The organism is Ochrobactrum sp. XJ1 (assembly GCF_024701725.1).
GTDB classification, from domain to species: Bacteria; Pseudomonadota; Alphaproteobacteria; order Rhizobiales; family Rhizobiaceae; genus Brucella; species Brucella anthropi.
The window spans coordinates 116,355-128,304 of sequence record NZ_VDGD01000006.1 but is presented as its reverse complement, the minus strand read 5'-3'; the positions used below and the strand labels follow the sequence as shown (position 1 = coordinate 128,304).

Sequence of the window (11,950 nt, the reverse complement as noted above, 5' to 3'; positions counted from 1 at the left end):
CTACCCATGACTTTGCGCATCATCCGGGGCTTTACGCTCTATGTGAACGACAACACCAATCTGGCGCTCGATATCGAGACCATGAAGCTGCCGACGCTGGAAGAAAACACCGAAGAGTTCCAGCCGGGCGGCAGCGACATGGCCATCAATATCACTGGCCTCGGCGTCAAAGCATTCACCATGCCTTTCAAGATCAAGAGCCACACGCCCGAAACCATCGGCTTGTTCGGCGGCGCTCCCGGCATCCGCTATCCATTCACGGGTCGCAAACTCGTCGTTTCCGAGGAAGACGGGAAGGAGCATGAGCACGCCATCGATGTGCAGGGCCGTCTTTCCAAGGTCGAAGGCGAAGAAATGTCGGGCGGCAAGGCCACAGGCTATGACCATGAGATCAACGGCATCTGGACCTATACCGAGTATTGGGACAACCAGATCATGCATCGTTTCTCATTCAAGAAGGGCGGCTGGGATATCTGGAATTTCCAGCCGTACAACACCGCGCGCCGCCGCATTCTGTTCGGTTGATGGAGAAACGAGTTGACCAAGCCCACGCCAAAACTTGAAGTGAAAATCAAGCTCGATTTCCCGGTGCCGGTGAAAGGCGAGGACGGCAAGGATGCCTCCCGCGATACTGTCACGATGCGCCGCCCTCGCACAGTTCACGTCAAGCGGCTTGCTGTCCTGCTCGGTGCCGATGTCCTGAAGGGCATTATTGGCGATCAGGAGCCTTCGGCGGTCAAGATCGACAAGGACAACGTGGACGTTGCCAAGCTCGCCGTTGATGTCATCAGCGCCTTGTTTGTACGCGAAACGCTTGATGAACTGACTTCCATCATCGCCAGCATGTGTGGTGAAAAGCCCGAATTCATTGACGAGATCGACCCGCTCGATCTGATGAAGTTTGCGGAAGGCTTCCTCGATTTTTTTCCGGCACTCCGCTCTTTCGCGTCTTCGAGTTCGGGGCAGACTGCGCAGCCTGCTTCCGCTGGCGACCTGACGACATAGACCAGCTCCCTTGGGCGGAAATGCTGGCCTATCGGGCGGAAATTCCTCGCCTGACGGGCCGTGGCGCGAAACCGGACGAATGATATGGATGTTTCACTTCTAATCCGGTTGATCGATCAGGTGAGCGGCCCCGCGCAGAAAGTGCGCGGGGCGCTGCAGAACATCGGTTCCGGCATTAACAATTTCAAAGGCGGGTTTTCTGACGCGCTGAAGAACGGCTTCTCGATCGACAATATCGAGGCTGCGACGAAGAATGCCGAAACGAAGCTGTCGCAGGCGCGCGGCAAGCTTCTCGGCGCGTTTGGTCAAGCGCTCGCCATCGGCGCGCCGGTCATCAAGGCTGCACAGTTTGACCAGTCCATGAAGGGGCTGGAAAAAGTCCTGAACGACTTGCCGGTCGATCGTGTCCGACAGTTGCGCAAGTTCGCTCTCGACACGAGCGCACTTATCCCGGTTGCCGCAAAAGACTTGCTGGAGTTGATGTCTGAAGCCGCCCAAGGCGGCGTCCCGCAAGAGGAACTGGAAGCATTCTCGACATACGTTGCGAAAGCTTCCGTGGCCTTTGATATGGCCGGGCAGGAAATTGGCGAGCGCTTTGCCAAGCTTCGAAACGTCTACAGGCTTAATCAGGAAGGCATCGAAGATCTCGGCGATGCGACGAACCACCTTTCGAACAATATGGCCGCGAAGGCCGAAGAGATCACCAATTTCACCAATCGCGCTGCCAGCGCTGCCGGTATTCTGAAGGTTAGCGCCGTCGAGGCAGCTGCATTCGGCACAGCCATGGTCGCTGCCGGTGCTGTGCCGGAAACCGCTGCACGTGGCTTCAATGCCTTTGCGACCCGCATTCTGGCGGGCGGCAAGAGGATCGATGCGGCGTTTGAGGATATCGGCGTTTCGCGTGAAAAGCTGCTCAAGGACATCCAGACGGACGGCGCGAGCGCGATCCTGAAATTCTTTGAATTGCTGGCGTCGAAGGGCGATGACGGCAAGGCCGCACTCAAGGACATCGTCGGGCAGGATTACGTCAAGGATTTCGCCAAGCTCATCGACAACCCGCAGCTTCTGGCGCAGGCCCTACAGCTGGTTGCCAATCAAAGCGACTATGCCGGTTCGGCAACCGAGGAAGCCGCAAAACAGGCAGAAGGCGCAGTCAAGCAATGGGAATTGCTGGTCAATAAGCTGAACCGTGGCGCTATCGTTATCGGTGACGCGCTATTGCCGACGCTACTTGAACTGGCGACGCAGGTCGGCTCGATCATTGATCGGTTTGCGGAATGGGCAGCGGTCAATCCCGAATTGACCAAGTATCTCGTGACTGCAATTGCCGCGCTCATGGGGCTTTCGATCGCGGGCAAGGTTCTGGGCGTCGTCTTCGCCGGTATGCGAGCGGGTATTCTGCCGCTACTTGGCTTCTTCCTAAAATTCAACAGCGCAGGCCGCAACGTCGCCAAGGGCTGGCTTCTGATGCGGTTGGGTGCCGCAGCCGTGCTTCGGACGTTTGGCCTATTTGCTGGCGCGTCACGCGTTGTCGCGGCTGGAATTCGCGGAATCGCATCGGGCGCGGCGCAGGCCAGTCGCCAGATCATCGCAACGCAGGGCCGTGCGCGGACCATGGCGACCGGCCTTCGCCGCATCATGGCCGGTTCGTGGATGCTATCGATGGGATTTCAAATCCTTGATGACATCGGGCGGACGCCGGAAGAACGCCTCGAACAGCTCCGCAAGAACGCCGAAGGCTGGAGCAAGTTCGAACAGGATGTCGAAAAGAGCTGGTTCGGCCAGATGTGGCAGGGCGTAAAGGATCGAGCTAATTCTCTGATGGGGTTGGAGCAAGGCGTCGTCCCCGCCGAAGCCCTCTCCGCTTGGGGAAAGGCCAAGGCCAAGCAGTTCTATGATGTCGGCGTGAGCTGGATGAATTCGTTATGGGACGGGCTTAAGTCCCTATGGCAGTCCGTTGAAGGATGGTTTCAGGAGAAGATCGCTTGGCTTGGCGGATTGTTGAATTTCAATCTGAATATCAATTGGCCGACTCCGCCAGAGTGGCTGACCTACCTCATGAGCATAGCCGGTAAGGGCGTCAATGTGGTCAAGGATGCAGTGAATTCCAGTGCCGGTGCGCTTGTGCCGCCCGGAATTGGCAGTGGCGAGACCCCGCTTTCAAACGTTAGCAATCCACTCGGTGACGCCAAGGTCGATCAGACGATTACTGTGGTCAACGGACAGACGCCAAATCTGAATGTAGGTCCAATCCACATTACCGGTGTTTCCGACCCACAGGCAGCCGTGAAGGCAGCAGGAGCCGAGTTTGGCCGACGCGGCGCGCAACTGATGAGCGGCAAATCCGGGGCTTTGCATGGAGGTACCGAATAGATGGGCACGCCATTGCTCGCGCTTGGGCCGCATATCTTTGAGATCGCGCCTTTAAATTTCCAGCAGATCGAGCGGAGTACCGAGGCATTATGGCCGACGATCAGCCGCTTTGGCGGTCGCCCCGGTCGCCAGTTCACCGGATATGGCGATGACCGCCTGACCATTACCGGCCTGCTTTTCCCCGACGAAATGGGAGGCCGAGCGGAATATGAGGCGATCCGCGTCACGCAGGCTGCAGCGCGGCCCGTTCTCATGTTGGGTTGGGCGACCGGTTTTTCCATGGCTGCGACCTTGTTTGGCCGTGTCGTGATTCTCAACGTTCAGGACACGCAATCCCTGATCAACCGGCAGGGTTTTGGCCGCAAGATCGAGTTCTCGATCGAGGTTGCGCCGTTTTCCAGTGACGGCAAACCAGTGGGGCTGTTCGGATGACTGTGCGCCTGATCCCTGCTGGAACTGTTACGGTCGATCTGGAAGACGTGACACTTGATCTTGCCTGCTATGACTATCTCATGCAGTGGACCGGCGACCGTGTTCAGGTCGCCAAGCTCAAGGGATATCTGGAAGCCACCTATGCGGCTAATCCGGGGCTGGCGCGGCTCGGCCTCGTCCTTCCACGCGGCACCGTCATTGCCATGCCGGAAATGACCATTTCCACCGAAATCAAGACTGTGAGGCTCTGGAGCTGATGGAGCGATCGCATCCGTTTATCGAAGTCAGTATCGAGGGCAAAACCGTCCACGATGCCTTTTATCAGCGCCTTGTCTCTGCAACCATTCGGGATGAACCGGGCCAGAGCGCTGACACGCTGGAACTGGTGTTTGACGATACCGGCAATGAAATCGAAATCCCGCAGAAAGGCGCGAGGATTGAAATCCGATTCGGTTTCAAGGGCGTCGGTACGTGGAAGATGGGCACCTTTGTGTTTGAGCGCGCCAGTTATAATTTTGGGAGTGACGGCGAGCGCCTGACCTTTTCCTGCAAGTCGGCGGAGCTGCGCGCTGACGTGAAGGAACCGCTCTCTGAGCATTTCGACGGTGAGACCGTTGGCGCGATTGTCGAGCAGCTCGCGAAGCGTCACGGCTACAAGGCCAAGGTCAGTCCTGAGATTGCGAATGCCAAGCTGGACTATATTGCCCGCACCGGGCAGTCAGCCGCTGATTTCCTCACTCGCCTCGCCGATCGCACCGGCGCGCTGTTCTCGATCAAGGACAACACCTTTCTGTTTCTAAAGCGTGGCAGCTTGCCGCCAATCACCATCACTAAGGGCGATTGTTCCGAAGGCGAGTTCTCGATCGAGCCGCGCCCGAAATATGGCAAGGCGACTGCAGGCTGGTATGACCGCCGCCGCAACAAGACGGTTTATGAGGAACACGCCACCGGCCTTGAGGGACCGACGCGCCGTTTGCGGACGGTTTACGCCTCTCAGGAAGAGGCAAAGAAGGCCGCTGAGGCGGAAGGAGCGCGGTTGGCGCGTGCGACCGGACAAGGTTCCCTGACCATAGCTGGTAGGCCGGAAGTCATGGCAGACGCACCGATCAACGCTGTGGGTTTTCGCAAGGAGTTCGACGGCGAATGGCGCGCTGCCAGCGTCGAGCATCGTTTTGAAGACACCTACACCACCAGCATTGAGCTTGAAGCGCCTGAAAAGGGAAAGAAGTGATGAGCAAGTTTCAGAAGCCGTATTTTACCCTTCAGAAGTTCAATCCAGATGGATCGTTTGCGGGAACCTCTTATTTTTATGAGGGCCTCGGCGGCGAGCAGATGGAAGCCATGATGAAAGCGATCCCTTGGGCTGTTTATCGTCGTGTTCATTCAGTCCCTGAAACGGTCGAAGTCTATATGCCTTGGTCACCGCCGCTTGGAGCTTCGGAAAAGGGCTTTTCGAACACACTATCCAAGGAGCGTGTTGACCAGTTCACGCGCCACGTGATGGGATTGGAAGCGTGAGAAATACCGCCATCATTGCCGTTCATCTGGATGGTGCCCGTGGCCTGCTTTCGGTCGAGCATGACGGCTCCATCACCTGGGATGAGCTTCAGGAACTGAAGAACATGCATTTTGGCTCGGAGGCGGTCGCCATAGAGGTTTACCCCCCCGACAGCCTTGTCGTGAACAGCCTGCCCATGCGCCATCTGTGGAAGCTTGGAGCCGGTGATTACTGGCCTGATCTGACAGGCCGTAAGCCAATAGGAGATTTGAATTTGCGCGACCGCGATCTTCTCGTTCGCGCTCAATATGAAGATTTCGGCCAAGCGCTGAAGTAGGGACGGCCACGTCAATTCGTGGCGGCGGGCCATTCCGGCAAGAGCAACCCGCCCGACAGCACCAAGAGATAACCGTCGCATCCGTTGCCCTTTCGGGCAGGCGGCTTGTGACTGATTCTCAGTAAGACGTATAGAATGAATATCCAATCGAACTTCACCGCCGTTGATCCAGTCTCGCCGCCTGCCGCCTATATTGGAGGGAAGCGACAACTTGCCCGGCGCATCTGCGACCAGATAGCGAAGGTGCCACACTCTATATATGCAGAGCCATTTGTCGGCATGGGGGGCGTGTTCTTCAGGCGGACCTCGGCACCACGGGCCGAGTTCATCAATGATCGCTCCGGCGATGTGGTGAACCTGTTTCGCATCCTTCAGCGCCATTATCCGCAATTCATGGATACGCTACGCTTCCAGATCACCAGCCGCCAAGAGTTTGATCGCCTGAAGGCCAGCGATCCGGCCACGCTCACCGATCTGGAACGCGCTGCACGCTTTCTTTATCTCCAGCGCCTGACGTTCGGCGGTAAGGTCGCCAGCCGATCATTCGGCGTGGATCGTGGCGGCGGCTCACGTTTCAACCTGACCACGCTGGCACCGCTTCTTCAGGATGTTCATGAGCGTCTCACTTCCGTGGTGATTGAGAACCTCGACTGGCAGGTGTTCCTTGATCGCTATGACCGGCCAGAGACGCTGTTTTATCTTGATCCGCCATATTGGGGGACAGAGGACTATTATGGCAAAGAGCTATTCAGCCGGGATCAATACGAGGTGATGGCCGAGCGGCTGGCGCGGATCAAAGGCCGCTTCATTCTGTCGATCAATGACGTGCCGGAAATCCGCACGATCTTCTCCGCCTTCGACATCGAGGACGTGGCGCTGACCTACACCGCAGGCGGCGGCAAGGGGAAAGCCGTCAAAGAGGTAATAATCAGTGGAGGGGCTTAAAAGCCCCTCAAACGATCCTTCAGGATGTTTTTAGAGGCTGCTTAGGAATTTTGCGTTTGTCTAAAAACGAGCGTCAAAATGTCAGAAACGAGCGTCACGCTACAGCCAGTTGAACATGATCGAGAGCGATGATTTGCATGAATGTGCCGACGTTAAATAATGACGCGCACAACATAAAGCGCATCGATAGCCGGTCAAGCTATAGGCATTTGACACAGATGTCTGGAGAGGGAGAACGATGGTAGCGGAGGAGGGATTCGAACCCCCGACACAAGGATTATGATTCCTCTGCTCTAACCTACTGAGCTACTCCGCCACGCGTCGCTTTACAGAGACAACTTCATGATCGCCGTTTCCGGTGGGACAAATCGTTGTTCCTGCAAGGAATGGCGGCGGTATATGTGCGGAATGAAATGCTGTCAAGCACTCTTCGCATAGCTTTCGTCTTGTTTTCTATCATTTGCACCGATAAGGAACTTGGCATCAGCAAAGGCATAGTTTTATGGCACCTCGTATTGCGGTTTTGGGTTGCGGCTATTGGGGCGGCAATCACATTCGTACCCTGAAGAGCCTCGGTGCCCTTCAGGCAGTCTCGGACTCAAGGGCAGAACAGGCGGAACGCTTCGCGACCGAGTTCAATGTTCCGAGCATTCCCGTCGATGAATTGTTCACGCATCCAGACATTGATGGCATCGTTCTGGCGCTGCCAGCGCAGTTTCATTCACAATATGCCATTCAGGCAGTGAAAAACGGCAAGGACGTTCTGGTCGAAAAGCCGATCGCGCTCGACATTCCGGCTGCAGAAGCCGAAGTGGAAGCTGCCCGCGAAAACGGTCGCGTGTTCATGGTTGGCCATGTGCTGCGTTTCCACCCGGCCTTCGAGAAGCTTCTCGACATGGTGAAAAGCGGTGAGCTCGGCGACATTCGCTATGTGCATTCGCATCGTGTCGGGTTCGGCAAGTTCCACAACGAGTTCGATGCCCTGTGGGATCTTGCGCCGCACGATCTTTCGATGATCCTGGCTATCACCGGGGAAGAACCGGGCGCGGTTCGCGGAGAGGGTGTTGCGACACTCGATCATCTCACCGACATCGCCCATCTTCATCTCGATTTTCCGAATGGCATCCGCGGCCACCTGTTTGCGTCGCGCCTGAATGCCTATCGTGAGCGCCGCCTGACCGTTACCGGCACAAAGGGCATGGCTGTCTTCGATGACGGCGAACCATGGGATCGCAAGCTTGCGCTCTACAGCCATGAAGTCTGGCGGGAAAACGACCAGTGGTCTTTCAAATCCGTCGAGCCTGTCTATATCCCGGTTGAGGAAGGCATGCCGCTGACACGCGAATTGCAGCATTTCCTGCATTGCATCGAGACGCGCGAAAAGCCGCGTACCGATGGCAAGGAAGCAATCAGTGTGCTGCGTATCCTCACGGAAGGCACTGTCCGGCACCCGCACTAAAGGGGAGCCGTGCGATCCGCGTCAACTGCGTCAAGCGGTGTTACAGGAATCGCAAAACTTTGAACGCTCTGGCCATAGCCGGGCAGGGCGCAAGCGAATAAATAGGTTGCCGAGGATTCGCATATCCATTTGTGCGGGCCAGATATATTGGAGCCAACATGCAGTTTATTGATCTTGGAGCGCAGCGCGCGCGTATCGAAGACCGTCTCAATGCCGCCATTTCCAAGGTTGTTGCGGAAGGCCGTTATATTCTTGGACCGGAAGTGGCCGAATTCGAAAAGAAGCTCGGTGAATATCTGGGCGTGGAACACGTCATCGCCTGCGCCAACGGCACCGACGCCTTGCAGATGCCCCTGATGGCACGCGGCATCGGTCCGGGTGATGCCGTCTTCGTTCCGTCTTTCACCTTCGCTGCTACGGCGGAAGTTGTTGCGCTGGTTGGCGCAGAGCCGGTGTTCATCGACGTAGACGCGGATACATACAATCTGAATATCGAACAGCTTGAAGCTGCCATCGCCGCTATCCGTAAGGAAGGCCGTCTGCAGCCGAAAGCGATTATCCCGGTCGATCTGTTCGGTCTGGCTGCTGACTATAACCGCATCAGCGCCATCGCTGACCGCGAAGGCCTGTTCGTCATCGAAGATGCTGCGCAGTCGATCGGCGGCAAGCGTGACAATGTCATGTGTGGTGCTTTCGGCCATGTCGGCGCGACGAGCTTCTATCCGGCCAAGCCTCTCGGCTGCTATGGCGACGGCGGTGCCATGTTCACCAACGACGCCGAACTGGCCGATACGCTGCGCTCGGTCCTGTTCCACGGCAAGGGCGAAACCCAGTACGACAATGTCCGTATCGGCATCAACTCGCGTCTCGATACGATTCAGGCTGCCGTCCTTCTGGAAAAGCTTGCGATCCTGGAAGACGAAATGGAAGCACGTGACCGCATCGCCAAGCGCTACAACGAAGCGCTGAAGGATGTCGTCAAGGTTCCCGCCCTTCCGGCTGGCAACCGTTCGGCATGGGCTCAGTATTCCATCGAGAGCGAAAACCGTGACGGCCTGAAGGCGCATCTTCAGGCGGAAGGCATTCCTTCGGTCATCTATTATGTGAAGCCGCTGCACCAGCAGACGGCATACAAGCATTACCCGGTTGCGCCGGGTGGACTTCCGGTTTCGGAAAGCCTGCCGAACCGCATTCTGAGCCTGCCGATGCACCCCTATCTGTCGGAAGCCGATCATGACAAGATCATCGGCGCCATCCGTGGTTTCCACGGAAAGAAGGCCTGATCTATCTCAACCTGATTGACGAAAAACCCGGCGAAAGCCGGGTTTTTTTATTTGTCATGCCTGTAAGTTCAATTGCCAGGAAACGCCGTATTTGTCCTTGATCCAGGCGAAAAGCTTGCTGAACCCGTAATTGTCGAGCGGCATCAGCGTCTCACCACCTTCTGAAAGCTTTTCAAAAACGCTGGTCAGGCTTTCCTCATCATGGAAATCGACGAACAGCGATATGGATGGATTGAAATCGAACTGATGCGGAATGGGGCTGTCGATGACGATCAGCCGGTGTTCGGCAAAGGTCACACGCGCAATCTGCACCTTCCCGGGACTGCCGCTCGCGTCGTCATAGATTTTGATCGACTCGATCAGGAAGTCGGGAAAGATCGAACGATATGTTTCCAGAGCTGCGCCTGCACTGCCCTGAAACATGAGATGGGTGCAAACCTGTGTCATTCAGAAAGCGTAACACGGCCCCGCCAGTTTCGGCAATCGGGCTGTTATAGCAGGGCGCTAAGATGCTAACGCATCACGCCCTGAGAATGCTCAATTGCCACACGGGCTTAACCAAGTCTCGATGAGTCAAACGCAACGAGACTTGGTATTAAAGGTTCTTTTTCATGATCCGCTTATCGATGCGCGCGGCGACAAAGCGGGCGATGGCAGGGCCTGCCAGAAGCACGATGAAGAAACGGCTCGTCTGCATTGCGATGATGAAGGGCAGGTCGACATTGCTTGATGCTGCGATGATTGCAACCGTATCGGCGCCGCCGGGACTGGTAGCGAGATAGGCGGTCAGCGGATCGAGTCCCAGCACGTGACCGAGCGCCATGCCGAACAGTCCGCAAACGGCAATGAGGAGCAGCGTGGATGTCAGCACCGCTGGAAAAGCCCGCGCGGCATGAGCGATGATGGCGCGTGAGAAGCCAAGGCCGATGCGCCATCCGATAAGCAGGTAGCTGACCGCGAGCAGCCATGGTGGCAGGTCGATGGTGATGAAACCGGTGTCCTGAAGCAATGCGCCCAGTATAAGCGGCACGAGCATGGCGCCGGTGGGGATGCGGAGAATTTCTCCAAGGAACGAGCCGCCGACAATCAGAAGCACTGTCGGGCCGAGGGTGGACCAGTCGATGGGCGGAAACCAGACGATTTCGACAGGCGCAATGGTTTCCACGCCAGTGCTGAGGCGCAGGACGAGCGAAGCGGCTGTGGCGACCAGCACTACACGCAGATATTGCATGAAGGCGACGAGACGAGCATCGGCTCCATGGGCTTCGGCCATCAGTGTCATTGCGGTGGCAGCGCCCGGAGAAGATCCCCATACAGCAGTTGTTCCGGGCAGGATGCGAAACCGCGCGAGCAGATAGCCGATAAAAGTGCTGGTAAACAGCACATAGCCGACGGAGAGCAGGATAACGGGCAGGTGTTGCCCCATGCTGGTGAAAAACTCCGCCGTGATCGAACGGGCGATAAGGCAGCCGACAACGCCTTGGGCTAACAGCGACAGCCAGCGATGAACCCGCAAGGTGCTTTCGCCTGCAGCCATCAGGATTGCGCCGAGCATCGCGCCAAGGAGCATGGCGGCAGGTAGCTGCAGCACTTCCCCTGCAAAAATCAGAATAACGGAAAACACAGCCAGCAAGACCCATTGGATTGGCTTGGCTCTGTTCCTGAAACTGAATTTGCTTGGGGTCGAATTCGGCCCTGAGGGGGAGGTTTTCTGCATTGCCCTTCCTCACTACATCTGGGGAGGAAGCTATGCAAATCCGATTTTACTCGAGAAATATTGATTTCTAAATATCAATATACTGAGGAAAATGAGGTGCTTGCAGCAAATGGCAAGACGCCGCTTTTCCACAAAAGCAGCGTCTTGAATTTCCGTATGGCCGCTTCGATCAGCCGATCATGGCGCGGCGCTGGTTGACAGGGCGCTCGATCACTTCCCGCGGAGCCTTGCCACCGTCGCGTTCTTCGAGCGCTTCGGCTTTCGTCAGTTCGGTTTCCGCAGCCGACAATTCGGCTTCGGCCGCTTCCTTCTGGGACATCAGGTCGCGAATCGAGACGAAGAGATTGTCGCGCCGCTGGCGTGCCGCCTTGGCGAAGGTCGGATAAGCGAAATGATTGATGTCAGTGATGCCAGCTTTTTTCTCTTCCGATAGAATCTGGGCGTCGAGTTCTCCGGCCATCCGTTCGAACTCGCCGATCATCAGGTCGAGCTGGCCCAGTTGACGGCGTTTTTCCTTCACCTGGAACAGTTTCAGCCTGACTAGGCTTTCACGTGGCTTCATACGCAATACTCCTTGAACACCAACCAGCTTCATGTGTTGGGGCGTTCCCCCCGACTTTATTAACAGGTGTAAACGAGCAAAACGCACCCGATCCACCGCCGAATCTCCTTGCGAATCCAAGCCCCTAAAGGGAAAATCATCGCAGCCGTTCTTCCGAAAGGGCTCAACAAGCGAAACAAAAAGTTAAGAATTCGCTCGTTTGGTAACCATTCCTTTACCGGCGAAGTTAATCATACGCGTTAGGACTTAAGGCTCGGTAAACCTCGTGTGGTTTTTCGGCAACAGGCGAAAGCTAGAGTCAGATGAATCGCTTAGCAAAGATTCTTAATGCGATGCTTT

Annotated in this window: 14 protein-coding genes and 1 tRNA gene; 11 read left to right on the top strand and 4 right to left on the bottom strand. The window is 56.4% G+C overall.

Translation table 11 applies throughout. The features are described 5' to 3' along the window. Positions 1–6 precede the first annotated feature (6 nt). From FG152_RS12265 to FG152_RS12225, 9 genes are all read left to right on the top strand, one after another. Positions 7–525 carry a phage major tail tube protein gene (locus tag FG152_RS12265; protein WP_006472379.1) on the top strand — a complete coding sequence of 173 codons (519 nt, stop codon included), beginning with the start codon at positions 7–9 and terminating at the stop codon, positions 523–525. Positions 526–537: 12 nt separating this feature from the next. Then, positions 538–1,005, top strand: a complete 468-nt coding sequence (locus tag FG152_RS12260) for a hypothetical protein (protein WP_498986648.1) — start codon at positions 538–540, stop codon at positions 1,003–1,005. A gap of 84 nt (positions 1,006–1,089) precedes the next feature. After that, positions 1,090–3,378 (top strand): phage tail tape measure protein, encoded by a 2,289-nt coding sequence (locus FG152_RS12255; RefSeq protein WP_498986645.1) that lies wholly within the window; start codon positions 1,090–1,092, stop codon positions 3,376–3,378. Next, positions 3,379–3,810, top strand: a complete 432-nt coding sequence (locus FG152_RS12250; protein ID WP_498986644.1) for a phage tail protein — start codon at positions 3,379–3,381, stop codon at positions 3,808–3,810. After that, positions 3,807–4,067, top strand: a complete 261-nt coding sequence (locus FG152_RS12245) for a tail protein X (RefSeq protein WP_498986642.1) — start codon at positions 3,807–3,809, stop codon at positions 4,065–4,067. Before FG152_RS12250 ends, FG152_RS12245 begins: the two co-directional genes overlap by 4 nt. Continuing rightward, positions 4,067–5,041, top strand: coding sequence for a phage late control D family protein (locus FG152_RS12240; RefSeq protein ID WP_498986639.1), 975 nt, complete (start codon positions 4,067–4,069; stop codon positions 5,039–5,041). The genes FG152_RS12245 and FG152_RS12240 overlap by 1 nt, the downstream gene beginning before the upstream one ends. Further along, positions 5,041–5,328, top strand: coding sequence for a hypothetical protein (locus FG152_RS12235; protein ID WP_006472373.1), 288 nt, complete (start codon positions 5,041–5,043; stop codon positions 5,326–5,328). Before FG152_RS12240 ends, FG152_RS12235 begins: the two co-directional genes overlap by 1 nt. Beyond that, the gene (locus FG152_RS12230; protein ID WP_006472372.1) at positions 5,325–5,645 is read left to right on the top strand and encodes a DUF7694 domain-containing protein; all 321 of its coding nucleotides are present in this window, start codon (positions 5,325–5,327) and stop codon (positions 5,643–5,645) included. Before FG152_RS12235 ends, FG152_RS12230 begins: the two co-directional genes overlap by 4 nt. 135 nt (positions 5,646–5,780) lie before the next feature. Continuing rightward, positions 5,781–6,590 (top strand): DNA adenine methylase, encoded by an 810-nt coding sequence (locus FG152_RS12225; protein ID WP_151688317.1) that lies wholly within the window; start codon positions 5,781–5,783, stop codon positions 6,588–6,590. A gap of 239 nt (positions 6,591–6,829) precedes the next feature. Here FG152_RS12225 and FG152_RS12220 read toward each other — a convergent pair. Further along, positions 6,830–6,906: transfer RNA gene (locus FG152_RS12220), tRNA-Met, on the bottom strand. 186 nt (positions 6,907–7,092) lie between these two features. Between FG152_RS12220 and FG152_RS12215 the strand changes: the two genes are divergently transcribed. Both FG152_RS12215 and FG152_RS12210 read left to right on the top strand, forming a co-directional pair. Beyond that, entirely contained in the window at positions 7,093–8,049 is a 957-nt protein-coding gene (locus FG152_RS12215; RefSeq protein WP_010659549.1) for a Gfo/Idh/MocA family protein, read from the top strand. 158 nt (positions 8,050–8,207) lie between these two features. Beyond that, positions 8,208–9,332, top strand: coding sequence for a DegT/DnrJ/EryC1/StrS family aminotransferase (locus FG152_RS12210; protein ID WP_010659550.1), 1,125 nt, complete (start codon positions 8,208–8,210; stop codon positions 9,330–9,332). A gap of 54 nt (positions 9,333–9,386) precedes the next feature. Here the strand turns inward: FG152_RS12210 and FG152_RS12205 are convergent, their stop codons facing one another. From FG152_RS12205 to FG152_RS12195, 3 genes are all read right to left on the bottom strand, one after another. Continuing rightward, positions 9,387–9,779: a VOC family protein gene (locus FG152_RS12205; RefSeq protein WP_029376050.1), complete on the bottom strand. Its 393-nt coding sequence runs from the start codon at positions 9,777–9,779 to the stop codon at positions 9,387–9,389. Between the two features lie 148 nt (positions 9,780–9,927). Then, positions 9,928–11,049 (bottom strand): AbrB family transcriptional regulator, encoded by a 1,122-nt coding sequence (locus FG152_RS12200; protein WP_010659552.1) that lies wholly within the window; start codon positions 11,047–11,049, stop codon positions 9,928–9,930. A 169-nt stretch (positions 11,050–11,218) separates the two neighbouring features. Continuing rightward, entirely contained in the window at positions 11,219–11,611 is a 393-nt protein-coding gene (locus FG152_RS12195) for a hypothetical protein (RefSeq protein ID WP_006472627.1), read from the bottom strand. Between the last annotated feature and the right edge of the window lie 339 nt (positions 11,612–11,950).